Genomic DNA, 21,748 nt, shown 5'->3' on the forward strand with positions numbered 1-21,748 from the left:
TGCCCATGGAGCAGACGCGATGAACTATGCCTTCTGGATTGCCATCCTGGTCGTCTTTATCGCGGTGGCTCCGGCCATCTTCAGCAACCTCCGCCGCAGCCACAAGGGCGGCGGCAAAAGCAGCGGCGATGCCGGGCCAACCGCTACGAGCACGAGCGACCGCGATCGCGATGATGGCGATGCCGGTGACAGCGATGGCGGCGGCGGAGACGGCGGCGGCGGGGATTAACCCGCCTTGCGCAGCGGTTCCGCCTCGGCCTCTGGCACCAGGGCCTGCGGCTGGTCGAGCCAGATGCCGCGCGTATCGTAGACCTGCTTGTCGGCGCGTTCGGCCAGCGGCACGGCCTTGAACTGGTCATGGTCAACCAGGACCAGCAGGATCTCGGCCTGCTCAAGCGCGGTGTCGAGGTCGATCAGCGCTGCATCCGTGCCGGCGAACTCGCGGGGGAGCTCGGCCGCATAGGGCTCGACTACCTTGATACGGGCGCCGAACTTGCGGGCAAGGGTAGCCGCCACCAGCCGTGCCGGGCTTTCGCGGAAATCGTCGATGTTGGCCTTGAAGGCCAGGCCAAGGCAGGCGACGCGGGCATGGGGGTTGGCCGCGATCAGTGCTTCGGCGCGGGCGATGACGTGGTGGATCTTGCCGTCGTTGACCCCGCGCGCGGTACGGATCAGCGGCGTGTGCTCCGGCGCGCCGTGGACGATGAACCAGGGGTCGACGGCGATGCAGTGCCCGCCAACGCCCGGTCCCGGCTGGAGGATGTTGACCCGCGGGTGCCGGTTGGCGAGGCGGATCACTTCCCACACATCGAGCCCCATCTGATCGGCGACGATCGACAGCTCGTTGGCAAAGGCGATGTTGACGTCGCGGTAGGCGTTCTCGACCAGCTTGGTCATCTCGGCCGAGCGACTGTCGGTGACGACGCACACGCCGCGCACGAACAGCTTGTAGAAGCTCAGCGCCTTGCGCGCGCAGCGTGGGGTGATGCCGCCAATCGAACGGTCGTTGTTGGTCAGCTCCTCAAGGATCCGGCCCGGCAGCACCCGTTCAGGGCAATAGGCGATCGAGAGGTCGGGGATGTCGGCGGTCAGGCCCGGGCACTTGAGGTCCGGCCGCCGCGCCGCGATCAGATCGCGCAGCGCCTCGGTCGTGCCTACCGGCGAGGTCGATTCGAGGATCACCGTGTCGCCCGGCTTGAGCACCTTGGCGACAGCTTCGCCAGCGGCGAGGACATGGGAGATATCGGGCGCGTGGTTGGCATCGAACGGGGTCGGAACCGCGATGATGAAGACATCGGCCGGCGCCACCGCGGTCGAGGCCTTGAGCAGCCCCCGGGCGACAACGCCGTGGACCAGACCGTCGAGATCGACTTCCTCGATATGGATCGCGCCGCGGTTGATGGTGTCGACCACGCCTTGCGTCACGTCGACGCCGTGGACCTGGCATCCGGCGCGCGCGACGATGGCGGCAGTCGGCAGTCCGATGTAACCCAGCCCGACTACGCAGACATCAGGCTTGGTGCCCGAGCTTTTGGCCGACTTCATTCCCGATCAACTCCACGATTCGGCGCGCCGATTGTCCGTCCCCGAAAGGATTGTGGGCCCGCGCCATGGCCTGGTAAGCGGCCTTATCGTCAAGCAAGGTGAAGATTTCGGTAACGATACGAGCGACATCCGTGCCGACCAGCTTGGCCGTGCCGGCAGTCACACCCTCTGGCCGCTCGGTTGTCTCGCGCATGACGAGGACGGGCTTGCCCAGCGCCGGGGCCTCTTCCTGCACTCCGCCACTGTCGGTCAGCATGATCTCGGCAATCGAGAGCAGGCGGACGAAGTGCGGATAGTCGAGCGGCTCGATCAGCGCGACGTTGGATAGCTGGCCCAGTGCCCTGCCCATCACCGCGCGGACATTGGGATTGAGGTGGACCGGGAAGATCACCGCGACATCGCGCCGCTGGGCAATCCGGCGGATCGCCTCAGCAATATTGGCCATGCCATCGCCAAAGCTCTCGCGCCGATGGCAGGTTACGCCAATGATCCGTCGGTCGGCGAACATATGCTCCAGGTCGGCCAGATCGCCCGCCAGCGAAGGTTTGGCAAAGATCCTGGTCTGGACCCATTTGAGCGCATCGATCACCGTGTTGCCGGTAACATGGACCCGATCGGCCGGGACCTGTTCAGCCAGCAGTTTGCCCGCCGCCACTTGGGTTGGGGCAAAGTGCAGGCTGGCGATCGTGCCGATGATCTTGCGGTTCACCTCTTCCGGCCAGGGGTGATAGATGTTGCCGGATCGCAGCCCGGCCTCGACATGATCGACCGGGATCTTGCGGTAATAGGCCGCCAACGCCCCGGCCATGGCCGTAGCCGTATCGCCCTGGACGATCACCCGGGCAGGTTGTTCGGCGTCCATCACCTTGCCCAGTTCAGTCAGCAGCGCGGCGGTCAGCCCGTCGAGCGTCTGGCCCGGCTGCATCAGATTGAGATCATAATCGGGCTTGATCGCGGCGATATCCAGCACCTGATCCAGCATCTGGCGGTGCTGCGCGGAAACGCAGACCATCGGCGTGAAACGTGGATCGGCCTGAAGCGCGCGGATCACGGGGAACAGCTTGATTGCTTCGGGTCGCGTGCCGAAGATGACGAGAATTTTGGCGGGCTGGGTCATTGCATCCGCCCCTACCATCCGAGAGTTAACCATGAAATAAGACCCGGCAGCTTAGGGGGCCTTCATGCGTGTTCTCGTTACCGGCGCGGCCGGCTTCATCGGCTTCCACCTGATCCGCCTGCTGACAGCGCGGGGCGACAGCGTGGTCGGCATCGACAACCTCAACGATTACTACTCGGTGGCCCTGAAGCGCGACCGGCTGGCGGCACTAGCAGCCGAAGCAGGGGGCCGCTTCACCTTCCACCAGGTCGACTTTGCCGACATGGCCGCGCTCACTGCCGCGCTGGCCGATGAGAACATCGACCGCGTGGTCCACTTGGGCGCTCAGGCCGGGGTGCGCTATTCGATCGAGAACCCGCATGCCTATGTCCAGTCCAACCTAGTCGGGCACCTCAACCTGCTCGAAGTCGCTAGGCATCGTCAGCTGGAGCACATGGTCTATGCCAGCTCCAGCTCGGTCTATGGCGGCAATACCAAGCTGCCCTTCGCGGTCGAGGACCGCACCGATCACCCGGTCTCGCTCTATGCCGCAACAAAGCGCGCCGACGAGCTGATCAGCGAAAGCTACGCCCATCTCTACCGCCTGCCGCAGACCGGCCTGCGCTTCTTCACCGTCTATGGCCCCTGGGGCCGGCCCGACATGATGATGTGGATGTTCACGCAGAAGATCCTGGCCGGTACGCCGATCCCGGTCTTCAACAATGGCGAGATGCATCGCGACTTCACCTATGTCGCCGATATCGTCGCCGGCGTGGTCGCCTGCCTCGACAATCCGCCGCCCGACGATGGTCAGGAGAAAGCCGGCGGCAGCACCAAGCCGCACCGCATTTACAACATCGGCAACAGCCGCTCCGAACACCTGATGAAGGTTGTCGGTCTGCTCGAGGAATGTTGCGGCAAGAAGGCCGTGATCGACTTTCAGCCGATGCAGCAGGGCGATGTCCCTGCCACCTTCGCCGATGTTTCGGCGATCAGTGGCGACCTGGGCTATGCACCCACGACTAGCATCGAGGTGGGTGTCCCCAACTTTGTGCGTTGGTATCGGGACTATCACGGGGCCTGACACTTGAAGCGGCGGCGTGGTTCGGCAATCACGCTGCCATGGCGATTCTTTCCGACAAGTGGATCCGCGGCGAAGCCCATCGTTCGGGCATGATCGAGCCGTTCGTCGAGCACCAGAAGCGCGACGGGTGCATTTCCTATGGCCTGTCGTCCTATGGCTATGACGCGCGGGTGGCGGATGAGTTCAAGGTATTCACCAACGTCCATTCAGCCGTGGTCGATCCCAAGAACTTTGCCGAAAACAGCTTTGTCGACATGAAGACCGACTGCTGCATCATCCCGCCGAACTCCTTCGCGCTGGCTCGCACGGTCGAATATTTCCGCATCCCGCGCGACGTGCTGGTGATTTGCTTGGGCAAGAGCACCTATGCCCGCTGCGGGATCATCGTGAATGTCACTCCGCTGGAGCCCGAATGGGAAGGGCACGTGACGTTGGAGTTTTCCAACACCACCCCGCTGCCCGCCAAGATCTATGCCAACGAAGGCGCCTGCCAGTTCCTGTTTCTCAAGGGCGACCAGCCCTGCGAGACCAGCTATGCCGACCGCAGCGGCAAGTACATGGGCCAGCGCGGGGTGACCCTGCCGAAGCTCTGAGGGGAGAAGCACGATGGAAACGCCCTTGTTCGATCAATGGCGCGCTCGCTCACCGCATTACGATGAGAGCCATGAGGCGGTCTGCGACACAGTTCGCGCCTTCGTCGCCAAAGAAATCACGCCGCACGTCGATGAATGGGAAGCCGCCGGCCAGCTCCCGCGCGAGCTGCACCGCAAGGCGGCTGCGGCCGGTGTGCTGGGCCTCAATTACCCGGAGGAGTTCGGCGGCACCGGTACGGCCTTCAACCTGTTCCACGGCATGGTCCAGACCGAGGAACTGGCGCGGCCCGGGGCCGGCGGGATCTGCGCCTCGCTTATGACCCACGGGATCGGCCTGCCGCCGATCCTGGCCATGGGCAGCGAAGAACTGAAGCGCCGGATCGCGCCGGAAGTGTTGGCAGGTGAGAAGATCATCTGCCTGGGCATTACCGAACCGGGCGGCGGCTCGGACGTTGCCAATCTCAAGACCCGGGCCGAGCGCAAGGGCGCCAGCTACATCGTCAACGGCGCCAAGACGCTGATCACCAGCGGCGTGCGGGCAGACTACATCACGCTGGCGGTGCGGACCGGTGGCCCCGGCATCGGCGGTGTCTCGCTGCTGCTGGTCGAGACCGACCGGCCGGGCGTCAGCCGCACGCCGCTCGCCAAGATGGGCTGGCATGCCAGCGATACCGCGACGATCCATTTCGACGATGTCGAAGTGCCGGCCGATAACCTGATCGGGCCGGAGAACGGCGGCTTTGCCGGGATCATGCGCAATTTCAATGGCGAGCGGCTGGGGATGAGCCAGCAGGCCGCTGCCTTTGCGCGGATCTGCTATGAAGACGCGCTCGATTGGGCGCGGCAACGCGAGACGTTTGGCAAGCCGCTTATCACCAACCAGGTGATCCGCCACAAGCTGGCTGACATGGTCCGCCGCATCTCCGCCACCCAGGCCTGGATCGATCACTGCGCCTGGACCGTGCTGAACGATTGCGCCTTTCCCGGCGACTTTGCCCTGCTCAAGGTCCAGGCGACGCAGACCATGGAATTCTGCGCCCGCGAGGCCTGCCAGATCCTGGGCGGCGCCAGCTTCGTGCGCGGCAGCCGGATCGAGCGGATCTACCGCGAGGTCCGCGTCATGGCGATCGGCGGGGGCAGCGAAGAGATCATGTTCGATCTCGCCAGCCGCCAATACCGGTTCTGATCAGGCTCTTGCATTGACGGGCGATTGGGCGTTCACTCCGCCCACGGGGCCGCACACCTCGCGGACCCCGCAAAGGGGGAGAATATCATGACCGCATATGCTGCGCCGCTTGGGCGGCTCCTGCTTTCGCTGATCTTCATTTTGGGTGGGGCCAGCAAGTTCGGCAACCTCGCCGGGACCGGGGCCTATATGGAAACCGTGGGCCTGCCCGCGATCCTGGCCGGGCCGGCCGCCGCGTTTGAACTGGTCGCGGGGCTTGCGATCCTGCTCGGCTGGCAGACCCGGCTGGTCGCGCTGCTGCTGGCCGGTTTCTGCCTGGTCACCGCTGCGATGTTCCACAACAACTTTGCCGACCAGATCCAGATGGTCATGTTCCTCAAGAACCTGGGCCTGGCAGGCGGTTTCCTCACGCTCTACGCCCACGGCGCGGGCGGGATGAGCCTGGATTCGCGCAAGGCGGGGTGATGCCCGCCAGCCTGCCGTAGCGTCAGGCAGAATAGGTTCGACATTGCCACCGAACTGTGCAGTTTTCGCTTGGCCGAACTGCACAGATTCGGGGCAATGGAGAGCATCACATGACTGCCAAGGCAGACCGTCCGTTTGACATCGTGGTCTATGGCGCGACCGGGTACACTGGCCGCCTCGTCGCCGAATATCTGGCGCACCATTATCAGGGCAAAGGCCCGAAATGGGCCATGGCGGGCCGCTCGGCGGAAAAGCTGGCCGAGGTGCGCGACCTGATCGGCGCACCGGCCGATACGCCGCTGGTGGTGGCGAATTCCGACGATCCCGCCTCGATGCAGGCGCTGGCCGAAAGCACCCGGGTGGTGGTGACCACGGTCGGCCCGTACCAGCTCTACGGCGAACCGCTGCTCAAGGCCTGTGTCGCTGCCGGCACGGACTATGCTGACCTTTGCGGCGAGCCGGGTTGGATGCGCGAAATGATCGACGCCTACCATGAGCAGGCCAAGGCCAGCGGCGCGCGGATCGCCTTCTCCTCGGGCTTCGATTCGATCCCCTTCGATCTGGGCGTCTTCATGCTGCAGAAGGAAGCCAAGGCCCGCTTCGGCAGCCCGGCGCCGCGGGTGAAGGGCCGCGTTCGGGCGATGCAGGGCACCTTCTCGGGCGGCACGGCAGCCAGCCTCACTGAAACGATGAAGGCCGTTGCCAGGAAGCCCAGCCTGATCCCGATCCTGCAAAGCCCGTTCGGCCTGACCCCGGGTTTCGAAGGGCCGAGTCAGCCGATGGGCCTGCTGCCCGAATATGATGACAAGCTGGGCAAGTGGGCCGCGCCGTTCATCATGGCGACGATCAACACCAAGAACGTCCACCGCACCAACTTCCTGCTCGGCCATCCCTATGGCGCCGACTTCAAGTATGACGAGATGATGCTGACCAGCCCGGGCGAGCTGGGCGAGAAGGCGGCCCACGCGGTGGCCGAGATGCTCAAGAACCCGTTCGGGGCCAAGCCGCCCAAGCCGGGCGAGGGGCCGACGCCGGAAGAGCGCGAGAACGGCTTTTACGACGTGCTGTTCGTTGGCGAATGGCCCGAAGGGACCGAGCTGCGCTATGGCGTCAAGGGCCGCTACGATCCGGGCTATGGTTCGACCAGCCGGATGATCGCCGAGACCGGGATTGCCCTGCTCGAATGCCAGGCCCCCGGCGGGATCGCCACGCCGGGCGCCCTCTTGGGTGAGGCGCTGGTTAAGCGCCTGCAGGATCATGCCGAGATCACCTTCGCGGTAGAGGAATGACCGAAACCCTCGCGCCGCTCCCCCCCGAGGAGAGCGAGTGGACCATCGGCTGGCGGATCGTGCTCGGCTGCGCGCTGGGCGCGGGCGCGGGGATCGTGCTGCTGTTCTTCACGTTCAGCTTGTTCCTGTTGCCTCTGGCCGACGAACTACAAGTTTCTCGCGGTCAGATCGGCTCAATCCCTGCGCTCGTCGCCACTGGGGCATTGGGCGCGGTGGTACTTGGCCCTGCAGTTGACCGCTTCGGATTCAAGCCGATTTATCTTGGATCCGCGCTGGTCGTCATCTCGTGTCTAGTTCTGTCTGTGCTATTCGCTACGACTCTCATTCACATGGCGATCGTCATAGCGGCGCTGGGCTTTTTTGGGGTCGGAACAACCGCTCTGGTCGTGACACGGCCCATCAATGGCCACTTCAAGAAATATCGCGGTCGAGCCTTGGGCTTGATGGCAACTGGCGTTTCCATTTTTGCTGTGATCGCGCCGCGCGTACTCGAACCGATCATTGCGAACTATGGCTGGCGCGGCGGGTTTCTTGCGCTGGCAGGTTTCATGGCAACAGTGGGCATCCCTGCAATGCTATTCATCGTTCCTGGCAATATAAGTCGCCTGCGATCCGCCACCGCAGATTCCGGCCCCCGCAACTGGTCGTTTCTGCGTGATCGTGACTTCAAGCTGATGACAGCGAGTATGATCTGTATGGGGCTGGCAACCGCAGGTTTCGTTGGGCAGCTCTCACCAATTGTTCAGGAGGAAGGATTCGACAGCAGAGTTGGCGCGACTGCGGTCTCGGCGTTCGCAATTGGGCAGTTCATCGGACGCCTTGGCGGCGGCTGGTTGCTCGATCACTTCCGCCCCCAGACTGTCGCGTTGATCTTCACGGTCATCCCCGGCAGCGGGTTCCTGCTGCTGTTGCTGACCGATCAGATCTACTGGGCGGCAATCCTTGCTGCGGCGATGATCGGTCTGCAACAGGGGGTGGAACTTGACCTCTTCGCCTACTTCGTCGCCCGCCGTTTCCCCATTGCGCAGTACGGCACAATCTATGGCACGCTCCATGGTTTCAGCTGGATCGGCAATGGAATCGGCATCGCCGGGGTCGGCCTGCTGCACGACAAACTGGGAAGCTACAGCCTGGCCCAGGGCATCGGCATGGCGGCATTGACCGTGGGGGCCGTGCTGGTCTGGCTGGTGCGCCTGCCGCCGCTAACGGCCGAGCCTGAGCAGCTCCGCGCTGGCTGAGGCATAGCCGGCCGCATCCTTAGCCGAGAGGCCAAGGCCGGTCAGCGCCAGGACCAGCATCTCTTCGAGCCGCCGCGCGGCCTCGGTCCGGTCGATCCGGCGTTCGATCGCATTGGCCATCAGCACCTGGCACAGGCCAAGCCAGAACCGCACCCCGCTTTGCTGCGCTTCCTTGCGCAGCCGCCCAGTCGCGACAGCCGCGTTCAGGTCGGCCGCCACGCCCTGGTTGAGCGGCTGGTCGCGCAAGGTCGAGTTGCTGGCATTGCGGAGCATGATCGCGGTCTTGCGCGGTTCGTCGAGCGCAAAGGCGAGGCCGGTGCGCATGCCGCCGGCCAATCGCGCCAACGGATCGGCTACTCCGGCATTGGCGGCGCCAATCCGTGCTTCGAGTTCGACCCGAATCTCTGCGCCAACCGCCTGCCCGAACGCGGCCTTGTCGGCAAAGTGATTGAAGAAGCTGCCCTTGGCGACGCCGGCCCGCCCGACAATCTCGTCAATCGCCAAGGCATCAATCGGCCGTTCGGCCAGCAATTCCAGTCCGGCATCGACTAGCGCGCGATAGGTGCGCTGCGCGCGGGGGCTGAGGGTTTGGGCGGCCATGATTGCAACCTACTTGACCAGACGGTCATTTGTCAATAATCTGACCAAATAGTCAATAACGAGTCGGGCCGAGAACCCGACGCGGGAGAGCAGGCTGATGAGCACGATCCGGATCGAGGACATTGCCCATGTCCGCTACGCCGCGCCCGATCTGGCGGCGATGCGGGCTTTCCTTGAAGACTTCGGGATGGACTGCTTTGAGCAGGGCGGGCGGCTTTATGGCCGCGGCGCCGACGGACGGCCATTTGTCCATGTGACCGAACCGGGCGAGGCCAAGTTCCTGGCGGTTGGCTTCCGGGCTGAGACCGTGGCCGACCTTGAAAAACTCGCCGCGAGCGAAGGTGTGCCGGTCGAGGACCTCAATGAACCCGGCGGCGGCAAGATCGTCCGCCTGATCGATCCCGATGGCTACGGGGTGGAAGTTGTCGCCGGGCAGGCCAAGCAAGATGCCCTGCCGCTGCCCGCCGACCAGCCGGTCAATACCGCCTCGGCCAAGCCGCGTTTCCGCCAGACCGTGCGGCTTGCAGCGAGGCCGGCCCATGTGAAGCGGATCGGCCATGCCGTGCTCAAGGTCCGCGACTTCCGCAGATCCGAACGGTGGTACAAGGAGCGCTTCGGGTTCATCACATCTGACGAGGTCGAGGCCGCTGCCGACGTCCCGCTCGGCGCCTTCATGCGCTGTGATCGGGGCGACAAGCCAGCCGATCATCACACCCTGTTCCTGGCGCAATTGCCGGGCGAGCTCGGCATCCTCCATGCTGCGTTCGAGGTCGCCAACCTTGATGACCTGATGCTCGGGCATCAGCACTTGAAGGCGAAGAAGCGCGAGGCGGCCTGGGGTGTCGGCCGCCACATCATGGGCAGCCAGATCTTCGATTACTGGAAGGACCCCTTCGGCAACGAGCTGGAGCACTGGACCGACGGTGACCTGTTCACCGCCGCCGACCCGCCGCAGAAACAGCCGATGAGCGCGCTGCTGGCCGTCCAATGGGGCGCCCCCCATCCGATGTTTGCCGGCAAGCTGGCCCCGCCGCCCGGCCTGGTCTCGTTCTTCATGGCCCTGCGCCTGCGCGTGCTCGGCCTGTTCCGCTCTAAGCCCAAAGGAACGCCTGCATGAAACTCTGCACCTATACCGCCGCTGGCCAGACCCGCACCGGGATCGTGGTCGGCGATACCGTGATCGACAGCGGCGTTCCGGGGACGATGATCGACCTGATCCGCGATTGGGACGCCCTGAAGCCTGCGCTGGAGGCGCGCGCCGCAGAGGGTGGCGGGGTGCCGCTGGCTTCGGTCAAGCTCGAAGCCCCGATCCAGCGCCCGGGCAAGATCTGGGCGATCGGCCTCAACTATGCCGATCACATCGCCGAATCCAACATGGCCACGCCAGAGCGGCAGGTGTGGTTCACCAAGGCCGTCACCTCGATCAACGCGCCCTATGATCCGATCGAGATCGCGAAAGGCACCTTCACCGCCGATTACGAGGTCGAGCTGGTCGCCGTGGTCGGCAAGGGCGGCAAGCACGTCAGCGAGGCCGATGCTGCGGGCGCGATCTTCGGTTACTGTGTCGGCAACGACGTGACCGAACGAATGTGGCAGCACGCCGGTCCGCAATGGTCGCTGGGCAAGAGCTTTGACACGCACGCTCCGATTGGCCCGTGGATCGTCACCGCCGATGAGGTCGGCGATCCGCATGCATTGGGCCTGCGCTGCTTCGTCAACGGCGAGAAGCGGCAGGATTCGAACAGCCGGCACCTCGTCTTCAACATCTGGCAGCAGGTTGAACATCTCTCGACGGGCATGACGCTTGAGCCGGGCGACGTGATCTTCACCGGCACCCCCGGCGGGGTCGGTGCAGCCATGGATCCGCGCCAGTTCCTGAAGGCGGGCGACGTGGTCCGCTGCGAGATCGACCGCCTGGGCCACATCGAAGGCACCATGGTGGCGGAAGGCTGAGGCGATGGCGGGGGCGGACTTCGATTGCGATGTCCTGATCGCCGGGGGCGGGCCGACAGGGGTGACCTTGGCGGTGCTGCTCGCCAAACGCGGCGTTTCGGTAATCGTCGCGGAAAAGGAAGCCGCGATCTATCCGCTGCCGCGCGCCGCGCACATTGATCACGAAGGCATGCGGATCCTGCAGGAGGCCGGCGTGGCCGAGGCGGTGATGCAGACCGCGCGGCGCGCCAACCGCTATGACTTCCGCAATGCCAAGGGCGAAGTCCTGTTGCGCTTCGAAGGTGCCGGGCAGATCGGCCCGGGCGGCTGGCCTGCTGCCAACATGATCCACCAGCCCAGTGTCGAGGCCGAGCTGCACAAGGCGTTGGCCGCGCAGCCCAAGGCCCAGCTGCACCACCGCTGGGAGCTCAAATCCTTCACCGATGATGGCGCGGGCGTGACGGCCCGGGTCAGCACGCCCGAAGGCGATCGCACCGTCCGCGCCCGCTTCCTCGTGGGGGCCGACGGCGCCCGCAGCCCGGTGCGGGAAGCCTGCGGCATCCATTTCGAGGACCTCAATTTCGAGGAGCCCTGGCTGGTGGTTGACGTGCTGGTCGACGACTTTTCGAAACTGCCGACTGACAACCTCCAGATCTGCAATCCAGCGCGTCCGACAACCTGCGTGCTGATGGGCGAGGGACGGCACCGCTGGGAGTTCATGATTCTGCCCGGCGAGACGGCGGAGCAGGTCAGCGACGATGCCTTCATCGAAGCACTGCTAGAGCCGTGGAACGTCAAAAGTGCGGTCCGGCTTGAGCGCAAGGCCGTTTACACCTTTCGCGCTCGGATCGCGGCGCAATGGCGCAAAGGACGCGTGCTGCTCGCTGGGGATGCCGCCCACCAGACCCCGCCTTTTGCCGGTCAAGGCATGTGTTCGGGCTTGCGCGATGCGGCCAACTTAGCCTGGAAGCTCGCGGCGGTGACCAATGGCGAGGCGGACGATGCACTGCTCGACAGTTACCAGCCCGAACGCGCGCCCAATCTGCGCGCCACAATCGACATGGCAATCATGATGGGCAAGACTGTCTGCATCACCAGCCCGTGGCAGGCCTGGCTGCGCGATCTGAAGTTCAAGCTCGCCCGCAAGCTCGGCAAGTTGCCCGATGGTCCTCCGGCCTATCCGCCCATTTCGGCAGGACGGATCCTTGCCGGGAGCGCTGGCGCGGGGAGCTATTTCCCCCAACCAGTCGCGCCTGATGGCACCCGGCTCGACGCGGTTATGGGGCTAGGTCATTGGCTGATCAGCCGCGCGGAGCTGGACAAGCCAGTGCTTGCCCCCTTTGCCAAGCCTTTGGCAGCCTGGCTCGATAAGCACCAGGCTGACGCGGTGCTGGTTCGCCCGGATCGCTACGTTTTCGGAACGGGAACAGCCGCTAATCTGGCAGGGAAATGGAGCGGGTGAAGGGAATCGAACCCTCGTATTCAGCTTGGGAAGCTTACGGGTCTGACTCCAAAAGTACCGCAGTTCTCAGAAAAACCTGAGATCAGAAAGGCGATTTTACAATTCGTTTTACACTTACTCGCCGGAGCAAGTCCAACCTAGCGCGTGGTGTGAGTTGGAGCGGGTAAGGGGAATCGAACCCCTCTAGCCAGCTTGGGAAGCTGGTGCATTACCACTATGCTATACCCGCTAGGACAGCGATTGCTGAGCGCGCGCTTCACAACATCGCGGGAGATTCGTCAATCAATTTGGCACCATTATCAGGCTGCTTGGCCAAGACGACGTGCGATCGATCTTACTACCTGGTTCTTATCGACATAGGTGCGACGGATGCTCGCAACTTGCTCGGGCGACCACCCCATTACCATCGCCACTTCTTCGTTCGAAAGCCCGGCCATGCAAAGCGTAGTGCAGAAGGTGCCGCGCAAGTCGTGCAAGTGTTTCCTGGTCAATTGCCCTTGCTCGTCCACACCTGCGATATCGGCCTTGTCTCTGACACGGCCAAAGCTCCCCGTGAAACCAGCTTCTGACCAAGGTTGCCCGAAGCTGTTCACGAGCAGGGTTTTGACGCCAGGTTTCCGAAAACGAGTTGAAAGTTCTTCAATGAGTGAAGCCAATTCCGGCAGGATTGGAATTGTCACTTCGAACCGTCGATTGCGGCTCTGCTTTTGAGCAAGAGTTGTAAGAGTTCCATCCTGAATGTCGTCGAAGGTCACAATGACCAAATCCTGACGCCGTAAGCCTGTAAGCGCCGCCAACCTCATTCCATCGATGATTTGAGGCTGCTGCATCTCCAGGGCTGTCTGGGCAAATCGGGTCATGTCCTCATCTGTCCACACGATCAGCGATCTACCTCCGCCCTTGTAGAGGCTCGGAATGCCAGCTGCGGCATTGAACCGGACAAATCCCCGAAGCAGCCCAAACTCTAGCAAGCGGGACAGAACGGTTATTCCGATATCTGCACCTCGCGGAGTAGCCGCTCGGCTATCTCGCCAGTCCACCACCTTTGCCTTCATGCGCGGGTCAGACCAAACTGTTAGTGGGGTTTCGCCCCACTTGCGATCAATTGCGTCAAGTGCTGAACCCCAAGTGCGGCGGGTGCCATCGGATAGATCGTTCCACTGCTTACTTTTGCGGAAGTGCATAATGAGGTCGCCAATGGTCTTCTCTGCGTGTGTGCGCTGCACCAGACGGGCCTCGTTGAGAAGACGAAGTGCCTCATTCGAAAGATTTGGCTTTTTGGGCCCGACATGTCTCATGATTTGAGCGCCGCCGCGACACGCGTAGACATACCAGACGATAGTTCCGTCTGGCCGCTTTGAACGCACGTAATGGACGCCCTTCACCATCAGAGCTTCCCAAGCGCATCCAATCGATCGAACTCACTGAGCTTGCCATCCCGGTCAAAGCGGTCTGTTAAAATCCTAATTGTTCCGTCCGGCGAGAACTCGACCGCAGCAATGGGTACACCCGCCATTCGTGCAGCGTCGATAGAGCGCGTGATCGCTACCTTCTTTGCGTAGGCGGTCCGTGCTCCCTTTTCATCTCGACGGGCGAGCATTAGATTTCTCCCTTTCCTGCAGGTTTGAACCGAGCAACTAAAAATAGATATTGACAGCGACTATAGTCGCATCTATATACGACTTATAGGTTGCAGTCAATTGGGCTGCGTGTCCGCCGAACTGAAAGGGTAATCAGTGAAGATTGATCTACCTGCCCGGCCGGGACAAGGTCCCAACGCAATGGCTGAGTTTAACGCACTTAGCCGTGTTCTGATCGATGAATGGGAGCGTCGCAAAGGTCTGAAGGGCCAGCTTACTCCTGCAGAGACCGCGAATGGCTATCTCAAGCGCGAGTCCTATCGAATCATAGTTCACTACGTTGCCCAGGGTCGCTCTCGGTTCTTTGAGAACGTCGTAAGGCAGGATGGTCGAGGGCTGACCGCTCGAGTGAAGTTGGAAGAGAACCCATTCCACTTTGGATTGCTGGCGCTCTTTGCGGACGATTCAGTTGTGTCCAAGCAAGATAGAAGCTTGTTCTCGATGCAGATGCTCTATGCGTACCGGCACGGCATCCCGGCCGAGTTCCTAATCGGATTCATTTATCAAGCGGGGTCGAAGGAAGAGATCAAACGAAAGCTGGGTGAAGGCAGTATTGAGCCTGGCTTCGAAAAGACATTCAGCAAAGACATCAGCGCCGCAAGGATCTGCACGTTTCGATAGTTAGTTTGCTCCTAGCGCGTGCGGAAAGCTGGTGACGACACTGAATTGGGCAAGACCGCAATTGTGGTCGCTCCAGGGACTGGCTCAATCGCCTGCAATGTTGGGGAAGGGGAAAGCGGACATCAGCCTCCAATGCTCTTACCGCGTTGTGCAGGGGTCGTGTTAATTATGGCAGATGTGACGCAAGGCGAGTTTGAAGATTCTAGCTCGAAACTCATGATTCCCCAGTCATGCTGCGATCTAATATGCCAGCAAACTCCATCCATGCATGACTGCTTTGGCTCACCAGTTCTGAAATGGGATTTGACCCTTACAGTTCGGATGCATCCCCCGGAAAAGCCGGTAATATCGAAGATAAATCCATCGTCTTGCTCTCTAAGAGACCGGTCGGAAAAACGAAGTGCGCCAATTCGCCCCCCTTCCTTTTCAAAGCAAGTTATGCCTCGACATTTACTGAAGGGGCCAAAGGCGCGCCTAATGTCTGCTTCACGCGGAGGTGTTTGTGAGATCGCCAATTCTAACTTGGAAAAGAGGGCGCGTTCTTCGGGCAAAAGTTCGTGGGTTTTATGCCAAAACAACGCAGCTGCACTCGCTCCGCCAATAATCATTGTTAGCAAAAGCCAGCGGTCTGCCATTAGCTGAAGATGTCAGTTTTGGCTGTAGTCCGCAATGTGATCGTTCCAGGATCGGCTCGGACGACTGCAGTGTTGGGGACGGCTGCCGGTCTCAAGTGCCTCGGGCCCAACCGTCAAACCAGTCGGTATCAGACAATATGTCGGGCCGCTCTTCGATCCGAACCAACTCCGGGTCCGGCGAGATTGGCGGGTCGTCTTCAGTCCTCAGCAGAAGGAACACTTGGCTGTCATAACCAAACGTGGCCGTCCGGCACGTCGCAATCGAGCGAACGTCGCCCTTTCCTGGGGTGTTTGGGTCGATTGCTCGCCTCAACCATGACTGAAGGTCCACATCAGAACTTAGCTCATGCACGTGCGGAATGGCGACGTCTTCGCGGAATGGAGCGCCAACAGTGGCCACTGGATCGGCCCACTCGACCGAATACTGGAAACAGTCACCCCCTCGCCTCAGGCAGCTAAAGACAACATCTACGATGAGGTCCAGTGCAATGTCGGCCCGAGCGTCGGAGACACCAAACGTCTCGAGTTGAGGAACGATAATGTAGGCTCTCATGGCGACGAATATGGCCGAAGCTTCAGCGTCCGCAACATTGTCTTTCGAAACGCCTTTGTCGGTCCGTAATGTTGGGGGGAGCGGACTGACCGCTATCGGCCGGACATCTATTCTCCCCTGCCATACGGGTTTGCGTTGACCTTGCCGGGGCGTGACAACCAGTGAATTAATTCAGCGCGGTATTCCTCATCCTTTTCGTTCAATGCGCCTAGTCCCCTAGCCAAATCGATATCGAGAAACACCTCGGCGTAGTGGCCATTCTCCATGCCATCGTCGAAAAACAATTTCATGTGCACCGCGTCGTTCGCGAGAAGCGCGGGATTGGATTGGATGCCTACAGCAAAGCAATTTATGGCTTGCGGGAAGATCCACCCGGTAGCCAGGAGGGTATCCTCACGCCGAAATAGCTTGGGCAGCCAACTGTCGTTTTTGTCTTGAGGCGACGGGGCACCGTAATAGTCAGCCAACAACGCCAACAGCCTGTTGCTGTCATGGCCTCGTGATCGCAGTGTCACCGGCCCCCAGAAACTATGGAAGGCATCATCGCCCTCACCGTCGACTTGTTCCTTCCAGCCGACGGTTGGGATGTCCGCATTAAATCCTACTGGCTCGTATGGCGCTGCGGCAGCGCGAAAACCCAATCGCCAGGTATTTTCGTGTTCGTCGTAGACTTTATCGACGATCTCAAAAGACATGTCGCACAAAGGCGGATGACCATCTCCTAATTCCTCAAGATTGCAGAAGACATGCATCTTTCGGCCTTCGCATACACTGCTCGGTCGAAAGTGGCCGCTTTAAGGTGCCTAATCAAGCCTTTTTGATGTCCGCAATGTTGTCGCTATCGGACCCGCACGATCGCTAAAAACGTTTGGGTTATCTGGACTTGCTACTCAAGAAACAGCTTCTGCGGGAACTCACGAGCGGCATCCTCCATCAACCTCAAATAGAGGCGCCTGTCGCTCTCGGACAGGCCAGACAGGTCATCGTTCACGACCTGGATAACGATATTTCGAGTTTCCAGAGTGCTGAGAAGAAACTCCTCGAAAGCGTCCCACCCGCTGAAACGGCTTAAGCCGAGGTGGACCTTGTCTGTGATGCGGCTGAAGAGCTCGTGCTTTGTGGTGACAGAGCTTTCGATTGTCACAACGTAGCTTTCAACCGGCTGAGGCGTGTCCATTTGAATACCTGGATTGCTCCGCCGACTCATCTGCCCCAGTAAGACATGAAGTCAGGATGATCGGCGAAAAGCTTTTCAAAGCTCGGCTCTGTAATGCCGATCATCTCGACGTAGCGCTCATTGAGGGTGGGGTAATCCTGAATGGAGATTACCCTGCAAACAATAGCGGTTCCATCATCTGTTTCGATCTGCAGGATATCGCCACGGTCTCCGAAAAACTCTCCGTCAATTACGTTTGCGTGCCGCTTGGAATCGTAAGCCTCGGTGGGCGTCAGTCTAGCCACAGCGACACCCATAGGCGGGTCAAGAGCATAGACTTCGGCCGCAGCGATCTGTGTCTGATCCTCAAAGATTTTGACAAGCATACCCTAAGTATGCGTCAAATTCTGATTGTCCGCTATGGTGCATCGCCTCGGCCGACTTATCCGACAGCAAGGTTGGGGGAAGCTGACCTAGGCCGTGAACTTATAAAAGTTGCTGCTCCCTTGGCCGTATGCCAGACCTACCTGCAGCAGAGGAGGGCTGATGATCGAAACGCCATTCGTGGACCGCCGGTTCGAGCTTGATGGCGGTGAGTTGATTGTCCGCTTTTTTGCGCCATCCAAGGCGCCCGGAGGCGAATTCCAGTGCCCTTATGTCATTGGATGGCCAGAACGAGAGGTTCGCCGATATGCGTGTGGCGAAGATGGTCTCCAAGCACTTATGCTGGCTATGCGGACAGTCCATTCCGACCTGGTCGAGAGCGATGCTTATAAGGCCGGGCGCCTTACTTGGTGCGATCAGGCCGATCTCGACCTTCCGCCCACTTGGGGTGTTGGGCCGCTCTACGACCGTCCCCCACAGCCATAAGCCTTTTCATCTTACCTAGGCGGTGAACCCATAAATGGGATGACGCTATAGTTGGCTTTTCGCTCTCGCCCGATAGAACCGGTGCATGGCCCAGGCGATGAGAGGGCCAACTATTCCCGCAGCTGCCGACAGGTATCCGTGAGTGAAGTAGGCATCGCCTAATTCGGTACGGATCGCGGGACCAACAAAGGGATCATGGAGTTCGTCGACTTGGCCCCAAGCGCAAAATAGCGCGATAGGGAGAAGGAGAAGAGCGAATGATGGGCGCTTCAGTCCGACAAAGGTGGCGATGGCTGTGATAATCGCGGGAACCATCCATAGCTGAGGGATGGTTGGTTCCTTGTCGGCCACCTCTGCTAAAGCTGGTGATGATAGGCAGATGAGCAATCCGATAAGCGGAACGCGCGTTTTTACCATGGATGTTGGCACGATCTTGGGCATGCCTTGACTTTCCATGGCACCTCGAAGTTGGCAAGTAGTCGCTTGCCGACCGAGGGCTTCCAAAACGAACGGGAAAGTGATTCAGCGGCGGGATGAGCCGATATGACCTGACCGACTTTGAGTGGCGCATCATTGAGCCGCTGTTGCCGAGCAAGCCGCGAGGCGTTCCGCGTGTTGATTATCGCCGTGTGCTGAACGGCATCTTCTGGGTGCTACGCTCCAGTGCACCGTGGCGCGACCTGCCTGAACGCTATGGCCCGCGCACACCTGCTACAACCGCTTCGTGCGATGGCGCAAGGCAGGTGTCTGGGATCGAATGATGGATGCCATAACCGCCGCCCATCAAGGCGATATCCAGATGGTCGACAGCACATCCGTTCGCGCCCACCAGCAGGCCGCGACGGCAATAAGGGGGATCGAGATCATTGTCTCGGTCGCTCCCGAGGCGGGCTCACGACCAAAATCCATGCGGTCGTCGACGGGCAAGGCCTCCCGATCCGGCTGAGCCTGACCGCAGGGCAAAGCCACGATGGGCAAGCCGCTGACGATCTGCTTGACCATGTTGTTGCAGGAACAATCGTGTTGGCGAACAAAGCCTATGATGCCGACCGCATCCGGGCTTCTCTCCGCGGCAAAGGCGCTTTCGCCAACATACCGCCCAAGGCGAACCGGAGATCGAAGCCATCCTTCAGCACCTGGCTCTACCGCGAGCGAAACCTAATCGAGCGTTTCTTCTCCAAGCTGAAGCACTTCCGCCGGGTTGCCACCCGCAATGATAAGTTGGCCGAGAACTTTTTGGCTATGGTCCAACTCGCCTCTATGCGCCTGTGGCTACGCGTTTATAAGTCTACGGCCTAATCCTCTCCAAGCTTTTCGAGCCAAAGTTCTGCAAGCTTGGGCTCGCCGAAGTCATTACAAGCGCCCTTTCCGCGTGCGGCCTCAAATTCCATGTGTAGCGGGAATGGCTGATCGCCCAATCGCTTTCTCAGCGCATTGATGGCAGATGCAGTTTCGGGAAGTTCCAGCAAATCTTCGCTTTTCTCCCAATCACCAAGACGCTCGTTTTGACCGAACAACCCCCAAACTCCAGCTGCGCACTTTCTCAGCGCAACGACTAGCTTCGACCGGTATTCGGTCTCCAATCTCTCAATTTGTTAAGAAAGACGGTCCGCTTTTGCCATCTTCCGACACTACCAATGCCATGAATGTCTGCAATGCCGTTGTGCCTCGACCGGCTAAGTTGTGAGTTATGTTGGGGGTTGCTGCCGTTGCCACTTTCGCAACGCATCGGTATCTCGACCAGATGCTTTGGAACATTATCGACAGGCGAACTCGACCGCATCGGTGGCGCGAGGTCAACGCCATCATCGAAGCTACGGAGCACGATAATAGCTGCAAGGACTCCGATCAGGCACCCAGCAGTGATCCAAGCCAGCGCGTTGACTACGAGGCACTTGAGGCCGTCTCAGTTGCCGAAGCGGTGCAATGGGCTGACGGTAAGCCGTGCCCTGTTACGCTCTATCTCTATGACCTCGGCGCAGGCTTCTAGGACGAAGAGCGTTTCACGATTGCCTAGGCTCGCTTTAATAACGAGGATTAGGCTTGTCGGCGACCATTAGTTGGGGATGCCGACCTAATCGAACGACCTGTTGCGCTGCCTCGACCGTAACCAAGTCGCAGTCGCTGCTTGTGCCGGAAGCAAGAGTAGTATCGCGAAAGCAACAAACCTATCGCGCAAGCAGGTCTCTGTGATCTTGCAGGAAACGCCGCCCACAATGAACAAGAACAAGCCTGCCGCAAGCCAAAGGGCAATCGAAATCAGCACGAACGCCGTCCATTCGAGTGTCGTTCTAAGGCGCATCACAACTCAGAGCCCTCTTCCCATAGTGTGAATCTGCACCGAGTATCGAACCTCTGCAAGGTCGTCGTTCCAGGACCGGGTCATTCGTCTGCAGTGTTGGGGGGAGTGGACAAGCTCATGGCAAGGTTTGGGTCTAGGTCCACTTGGACGAGTATCGATCTTAGCGCCGTTGTGTCACCTTGAGCCAAGGCGCGGTCGAAATCGTCTATAAGGCCCGACGCGAAGAGCCTCTCATTCACTGTCATCCCGCGAAAGTCTGGCTTGTCCATTGGCATAGGTTAGTCTGCAGGGTGGATGGCCGCAATGTGGTCGTGTCCGGAAGGGCGTGATCGGCTGGAATGTTGGGGTTAGCGGACTAAAGGCGATTCACGGCCGCCCTTCAAAGCAATCATTTCGAAGCGGAAGCCGCTGGCGGTGAAGTCAAAAACTAGCGCCTGCTCTCGCTACGATAGGCAGCCGGGCTCTTGCTGAACCATTTTTTGAACGTTCGGCTGAACGTGGACATGTCTGAAAAGCCTAGCCTGTAGGCGACTTCCTTCAAAGGGATGTCGGCACGGGCAATGAGAACTGCAGCGCGGTGTCGGCGCCTTGTTTCAACGAGATCATGGAAGGTGACGTCAGCCGCTGCAAGCTTTCGCGTCAGGCTGCGTGACGAAATGCCCATCTGATCCGCGACTTGCTTCATTCGCGGAGGACTTCCCCCACGCTCGAAGATTGCTGCGATTTGACTTTCGATTGTGGCAATCTCCGAGTTTTGCCTGAGAGCCCGCTCACGCGCTTCGATACGTGCGACGACGATCAGCCAGAGGTCGCGATCAAAGATTGGATTGGGGGTTTCCAGCCACGCTGCAGGAAAACTGACGCACAGATCTCGGCCAATTGAGACTTTAATAAGGAGGTCTGTATTGAAGGTTTCGAGGTCATGTATCGCTTCGGGACCAATCGTAATTTTCAGCTCTGCTGTGCGCCCCCCCACGAATACGGCGAATGTTTGACGAAGCATCATCACAACGACCGCTGCGGCGAGCCCGAAAATTCGACCCATGTCGATTTTCGAGCTCATGACAAACTTTGCCATTTCCCCGTCTAAATCAAGCTTCGCTTCGTAGATCGGGTTAGAGACTGTGATGGCGCGCGCTAAAACCGTTAGCGCACTGCGCAGGTCAGGTGCCGTCTCTCGAACAAGCGAATTAGTTGAACCAGGAACGCCCAACGACGACAACTGAAGACGGGACAGAAACGCGCTGGCGAAACCATTGTCGATAATATTCGCCAAGATCGTTAGATCGTCGGCCAGGGTGAGCGTCGCAGGGAAGGACTTGTCTACATCCAGGGCAAGTTCAGTGCCGTCCAAAAGCCAGTCGGGCCATCCAAACCATTCTGCAAAATGAGCAAGAAGACCGGTCGGAACCCGCAACTGAGCCCGACTGCCGAGGTGCGCAACGGCATCCCTGGCGATGCTGCGACAAGTTTCTGCGCTA

At 60.4% G+C, this 21,748-nt stretch carries 25 protein-coding genes, 1 tRNA gene and 1 pseudogene; 14 read left to right on the forward strand and 13 right to left on the reverse strand.

From position 1 onward, the window contains the following. The first annotated feature begins 19 nt into the window (after positions 1 to 19). The gene (locus FRF71_RS07670; protein WP_147090054.1) at positions 20 to 229 is read left to right on the forward strand and encodes a hypothetical protein; all 210 of its coding nucleotides are present in this window, start codon (positions 20 to 22) and stop codon (positions 227 to 229) included. Here FRF71_RS07670 and wecC read toward each other — a convergent pair. Beyond that, positions 226 to 1,545 carry a UDP-N-acetyl-D-mannosamine dehydrogenase gene (wecC, locus tag FRF71_RS07675; protein ID WP_147090055.1) on the reverse strand — a complete coding sequence of 440 codons (1,320 nt, stop codon included), beginning with the start codon at positions 1,543 to 1,545 and terminating at the stop codon, positions 226 to 228. The two genes, FRF71_RS07670 and wecC, sit on opposite strands and share 4 nt — an antisense overlap. After that, complete coding sequence (gene wecB / locus FRF71_RS07680; RefSeq protein ID WP_147090056.1) at positions 1,511 to 2,662, reverse strand: non-hydrolyzing UDP-N-acetylglucosamine 2-epimerase; 1,152 nt, start codon at positions 2,660 to 2,662, stop codon at positions 1,511 to 1,513. The genes wecC and wecB overlap by 35 nt, the downstream gene beginning before the upstream one ends. A gap of 64 nt (positions 2,663 to 2,726) precedes the next feature. Between wecB and FRF71_RS07685 the strand changes: the two genes are divergently transcribed. The 6 genes from FRF71_RS07685 to FRF71_RS07710 all read left to right on the forward strand — a co-directional run bounded on the left by FRF71_RS07685 (position 2,727) and on the right by FRF71_RS07710 (position 8,496). Beyond that, complete coding sequence (locus FRF71_RS07685; protein ID WP_147090057.1) at positions 2,727 to 3,725, forward strand: GDP-mannose 4,6-dehydratase; 999 nt, start codon at positions 2,727 to 2,729, stop codon at positions 3,723 to 3,725. A gap of 38 nt (positions 3,726 to 3,763) precedes the next feature. Then, positions 3,764 to 4,318, forward strand: coding sequence for a dCTP deaminase (gene dcd, locus FRF71_RS07690; RefSeq protein WP_147090058.1), 555 nt, complete (start codon positions 3,764 to 3,766; stop codon positions 4,316 to 4,318). A gap of 13 nt (positions 4,319 to 4,331) precedes the next feature. Beyond that, a complete protein-coding gene (locus tag FRF71_RS07695) occupies positions 4,332 to 5,504 on the forward strand; it encodes an acyl-CoA dehydrogenase family protein (protein WP_147090059.1) in 1,173 nt (390 codons plus the stop codon). 87 nt (positions 5,505 to 5,591) lie between these two features. Further along, the gene (locus tag FRF71_RS07700; RefSeq protein WP_147090060.1) at positions 5,592 to 5,969 is read left to right on the forward strand and encodes a DoxX family protein; all 378 of its coding nucleotides are present in this window, start codon (positions 5,592 to 5,594) and stop codon (positions 5,967 to 5,969) included. Between the two features lie 110 nt (positions 5,970 to 6,079). After that, positions 6,080 to 7,258: a saccharopine dehydrogenase family protein gene (locus tag FRF71_RS07705; RefSeq protein WP_147090061.1), complete on the forward strand. Its 1,179-nt coding sequence runs from the start codon at positions 6,080 to 6,082 to the stop codon at positions 7,256 to 7,258. Continuing rightward, positions 7,255 to 8,496 (forward strand): MFS transporter, encoded by a 1,242-nt coding sequence (locus FRF71_RS07710; RefSeq protein WP_147090062.1) that lies wholly within the window; start codon positions 7,255 to 7,257, stop codon positions 8,494 to 8,496. The genes FRF71_RS07705 and FRF71_RS07710 overlap by 4 nt, the downstream gene beginning before the upstream one ends. On the opposite strand, the gene FRF71_RS07715 is transcribed toward FRF71_RS07710, so the two are convergent. Beyond that, positions 8,461 to 9,096, reverse strand: a complete 636-nt coding sequence (locus tag FRF71_RS07715; protein ID WP_147090063.1) for a TetR/AcrR family transcriptional regulator — start codon at positions 9,094 to 9,096, stop codon at positions 8,461 to 8,463. The two genes, FRF71_RS07710 and FRF71_RS07715, sit on opposite strands and share 36 nt — an antisense overlap. 97 nt (positions 9,097 to 9,193) lie before the next feature. Between FRF71_RS07715 and FRF71_RS07720 the strand changes: the two genes are divergently transcribed. From FRF71_RS07720 to mhpA, 3 genes are read left to right on the forward strand one after another with little or no spacing between them, the layout of a single operon-like run. Next, positions 9,194 to 10,213, forward strand: coding sequence for a VOC family protein (locus FRF71_RS07720; protein WP_147090064.1), 1,020 nt, complete (start codon positions 9,194 to 9,196; stop codon positions 10,211 to 10,213). Continuing rightward, complete coding sequence (locus FRF71_RS07725) at positions 10,210 to 11,049, forward strand: fumarylacetoacetate hydrolase family protein (protein ID WP_147090065.1); 840 nt, start codon at positions 10,210 to 10,212, stop codon at positions 11,047 to 11,049. Before FRF71_RS07720 ends, FRF71_RS07725 begins: the two co-directional genes overlap by 4 nt. 4 nt (positions 11,050 to 11,053) lie before the next feature. Beyond that, positions 11,054 to 12,490 (forward strand): bifunctional 3-(3-hydroxy-phenyl)propionate/3-hydroxycinnamic acid hydroxylase MhpA, encoded by a 1,437-nt coding sequence (mhpA, locus tag FRF71_RS07730; RefSeq protein ID WP_147090066.1) that lies wholly within the window; start codon positions 11,054 to 11,056, stop codon positions 12,488 to 12,490. Positions 12,491 to 12,645: 155 nt separating this feature from the next. Here mhpA and FRF71_RS07735 read toward each other — a convergent pair. The 3 genes from FRF71_RS07735 to FRF71_RS07745 all read right to left on the reverse strand — a co-directional run bounded on the left by FRF71_RS07735 (position 12,646) and on the right by FRF71_RS07745 (position 14,090). Beyond that, positions 12,646 to 12,719 (reverse strand) — tRNA-Gly (locus FRF71_RS07735). A 70-nt stretch (positions 12,720 to 12,789) separates the two neighbouring features. Continuing rightward, positions 12,790 to 13,878 carry a tyrosine-type recombinase/integrase gene (locus FRF71_RS07740; RefSeq protein WP_147090067.1) on the reverse strand — a complete coding sequence of 363 codons (1,089 nt, stop codon included), beginning with the start codon at positions 13,876 to 13,878 and terminating at the stop codon, positions 12,790 to 12,792. Then, entirely contained in the window at positions 13,878 to 14,090 is a 213-nt protein-coding gene (locus tag FRF71_RS07745) for a hypothetical protein (RefSeq protein ID WP_147090068.1), read from the reverse strand. Before FRF71_RS07745 ends, FRF71_RS07740 begins: the two co-directional genes overlap by 1 nt. 181 nt (positions 14,091 to 14,271) lie before the next feature. On the opposite strand from FRF71_RS07745, the gene FRF71_RS07750 reads away from it, so the two are divergent. Then, positions 14,272 to 14,751, forward strand: a complete 480-nt coding sequence (locus FRF71_RS07750) for a hypothetical protein (protein WP_147090069.1) — start codon at positions 14,272 to 14,274, stop codon at positions 14,749 to 14,751. Between the two features lie 122 nt (positions 14,752 to 14,873). Here the strand turns inward: FRF71_RS07750 and FRF71_RS15445 are convergent, their stop codons facing one another. From FRF71_RS15445 to FRF71_RS07765, 4 genes are all read right to left on the reverse strand, one after another. Next, positions 14,874 to 15,386: a hypothetical protein gene (locus FRF71_RS15445; RefSeq protein WP_161597906.1), complete on the reverse strand. Its 513-nt coding sequence runs from the start codon at positions 15,384 to 15,386 to the stop codon at positions 14,874 to 14,876. Between the two features lie 660 nt (positions 15,387 to 16,046). Next, a complete protein-coding gene (locus tag FRF71_RS07755) occupies positions 16,047 to 16,634 on the reverse strand; it encodes a hypothetical protein (protein WP_147090070.1) in 588 nt (195 codons plus the stop codon). A 191-nt stretch (positions 16,635 to 16,825) separates the two neighbouring features. After that, positions 16,826 to 17,116 carry a hypothetical protein gene (locus tag FRF71_RS07760; protein ID WP_147090071.1) on the reverse strand — a complete coding sequence of 97 codons (291 nt, stop codon included), beginning with the start codon at positions 17,114 to 17,116 and terminating at the stop codon, positions 16,826 to 16,828. Positions 17,117 to 17,142: 26 nt separating this feature from the next. Then, positions 17,143 to 17,481, reverse strand: coding sequence for a hypothetical protein (locus tag FRF71_RS07765; protein ID WP_147090072.1), 339 nt, complete (start codon positions 17,479 to 17,481; stop codon positions 17,143 to 17,145). 160 nt (positions 17,482 to 17,641) lie between these two features. On the opposite strand from FRF71_RS07765, the gene FRF71_RS07770 reads away from it, so the two are divergent. Beyond that, positions 17,642 to 17,965, forward strand: a complete 324-nt coding sequence (locus FRF71_RS07770; protein ID WP_147090073.1) for a DUF6968 family protein — start codon at positions 17,642 to 17,644, stop codon at positions 17,963 to 17,965. Positions 17,966 to 18,010: 45 nt separating this feature from the next. Here FRF71_RS07770 and FRF71_RS07775 read toward each other — a convergent pair whose 3' ends face one another. Further along, a complete protein-coding gene (locus FRF71_RS07775; protein WP_147090074.1) occupies positions 18,011 to 18,406 on the reverse strand; it encodes a hypothetical protein in 396 nt (131 codons plus the stop codon). A 92-nt stretch (positions 18,407 to 18,498) separates the two neighbouring features. On the opposite strand from FRF71_RS07775, the pseudogene FRF71_RS07780 reads away from it, so the two are divergent. Further along, positions 18,499 to 19,264, forward strand: a pseudogene (locus FRF71_RS07780) (IS5 family transposase). Here FRF71_RS07780 and FRF71_RS07785 read toward each other — a convergent pair. After that, a complete protein-coding gene (locus FRF71_RS07785; protein ID WP_238339588.1) occupies positions 19,261 to 19,548 on the reverse strand; it encodes a hypothetical protein in 288 nt (95 codons plus the stop codon). The pseudogene FRF71_RS07780 and the gene FRF71_RS07785 overlap by 4 nt on opposite strands. 107 nt (positions 19,549 to 19,655) lie before the next feature. Between FRF71_RS07785 and FRF71_RS07790 the strand changes: the two genes are divergently transcribed. Then, positions 19,656 to 19,955, forward strand: a complete 300-nt coding sequence (locus FRF71_RS07790; RefSeq protein ID WP_238339501.1) for a hypothetical protein — start codon at positions 19,656 to 19,658, stop codon at positions 19,953 to 19,955. 739 nt (positions 19,956 to 20,694) lie between these two features. On the opposite strand, the gene FRF71_RS07800 is transcribed toward FRF71_RS07790, so the two are convergent. Next, complete coding sequence (locus FRF71_RS07800) at positions 20,695 to 21,684, reverse strand: helix-turn-helix transcriptional regulator (protein ID WP_161597907.1); 990 nt, start codon at positions 21,682 to 21,684, stop codon at positions 20,695 to 20,697. Positions 21,685 to 21,748 lie beyond the last annotated feature (64 nt).

The sequence above is a fragment of the Novosphingobium ginsenosidimutans genome (assembly GCF_007954425.1).
Taxonomy (GTDB): domain Bacteria; phylum Pseudomonadota; class Alphaproteobacteria; order Sphingomonadales; family Sphingomonadaceae; genus Novosphingobium; species Novosphingobium ginsenosidimutans.

Bases quoted from the DNA above. Each gene is read 5' to 3' on its own strand.
- FRF71_RS07670 (WP_147090054.1), top strand. From the start codon at position 20: ATGAACTATGCCTTCTGGATTGCCATCCTGGTCGTCTTTATCGCGGTG.
- wecC (WP_147090055.1), bottom strand. From the start codon at position 1,545: ATGAAGTCGGCCAAAAGCTCGGGCACCAAGCCTGATGTCTGCGTAGTC.
- wecB (WP_147090056.1), bottom strand. From the start codon at position 2,662: ATGACCCAGCCCGCCAAAATTCTCGTCATCTTCGGCACGCGACCCGAA.
- FRF71_RS07685 (WP_147090057.1), top strand. From the start codon at position 2,727: ATGCGTGTTCTCGTTACCGGCGCGGCCGGCTTCATCGGCTTCCACCTG.
- dcd (WP_147090058.1), top strand. From the start codon at position 3,764: ATGGCGATTCTTTCCGACAAGTGGATCCGCGGCGAAGCCCATCGTTCG.
- FRF71_RS07695 (WP_147090059.1), top strand. From the start codon at position 4,332: ATGGAAACGCCCTTGTTCGATCAATGGCGCGCTCGCTCACCGCATTAC.
- FRF71_RS07700 (WP_147090060.1), top strand. From the start codon at position 5,592: ATGACCGCATATGCTGCGCCGCTTGGGCGGCTCCTGCTTTCGCTGATC.
- FRF71_RS07705 (WP_147090061.1), top strand. From the start codon at position 6,080: ATGACTGCCAAGGCAGACCGTCCGTTTGACATCGTGGTCTATGGCGCG.
- FRF71_RS07710 (WP_147090062.1), top strand. From the start codon at position 7,255: ATGACCGAAACCCTCGCGCCGCTCCCCCCCGAGGAGAGCGAGTGGACC.
- FRF71_RS07715 (WP_147090063.1), bottom strand. From the start codon at position 9,096: ATGGCCGCCCAAACCCTCAGCCCCCGCGCGCAGCGCACCTATCGCGCG.
- FRF71_RS07720 (WP_147090064.1), top strand. From the start codon at position 9,194: ATGAGCACGATCCGGATCGAGGACATTGCCCATGTCCGCTACGCCGCG.
- FRF71_RS07725 (WP_147090065.1), top strand. From the start codon at position 10,210: ATGAAACTCTGCACCTATACCGCCGCTGGCCAGACCCGCACCGGGATC.
- mhpA (WP_147090066.1), top strand. From the start codon at position 11,054: ATGGCGGGGGCGGACTTCGATTGCGATGTCCTGATCGCCGGGGGCGGG.
- FRF71_RS07740 (WP_147090067.1), bottom strand. From the start codon at position 13,878: ATGGTGAAGGGCGTCCATTACGTGCGTTCAAAGCGGCCAGACGGAACT.
- FRF71_RS07745 (WP_147090068.1), bottom strand. From the start codon at position 14,090: ATGCTCGCCCGTCGAGATGAAAAGGGAGCACGGACCGCCTACGCAAAG.
- FRF71_RS07750 (WP_147090069.1), top strand. From the start codon at position 14,272: ATGGCTGAGTTTAACGCACTTAGCCGTGTTCTGATCGATGAATGGGAG.
- FRF71_RS15445 (WP_161597906.1), bottom strand. From the start codon at position 15,386: ATGGCAGACCGCTGGCTTTTGCTAACAATGATTATTGGCGGAGCGAGT.
- FRF71_RS07755 (WP_147090070.1), bottom strand. From the start codon at position 16,634: ATGTCTTTTGAGATCGTCGATAAAGTCTACGACGAACACGAAAATACC.
- FRF71_RS07760 (WP_147090071.1), bottom strand. From the start codon at position 17,116: ATGGACACGCCTCAGCCGGTTGAAAGCTACGTTGTGACAATCGAAAGC.
- FRF71_RS07765 (WP_147090072.1), bottom strand. From the start codon at position 17,481: ATGCTTGTCAAAATCTTTGAGGATCAGACACAGATCGCTGCGGCCGAA.
- FRF71_RS07770 (WP_147090073.1), top strand. From the start codon at position 17,642: ATGATCGAAACGCCATTCGTGGACCGCCGGTTCGAGCTTGATGGCGGT.
- FRF71_RS07775 (WP_147090074.1), bottom strand. From the start codon at position 18,406: ATGCCCAAGATCGTGCCAACATCCATGGTAAAAACGCGCGTTCCGCTT.
- FRF71_RS07790 (WP_238339501.1), top strand. From the start codon at position 19,656: ATGTTGGGGGTTGCTGCCGTTGCCACTTTCGCAACGCATCGGTATCTC.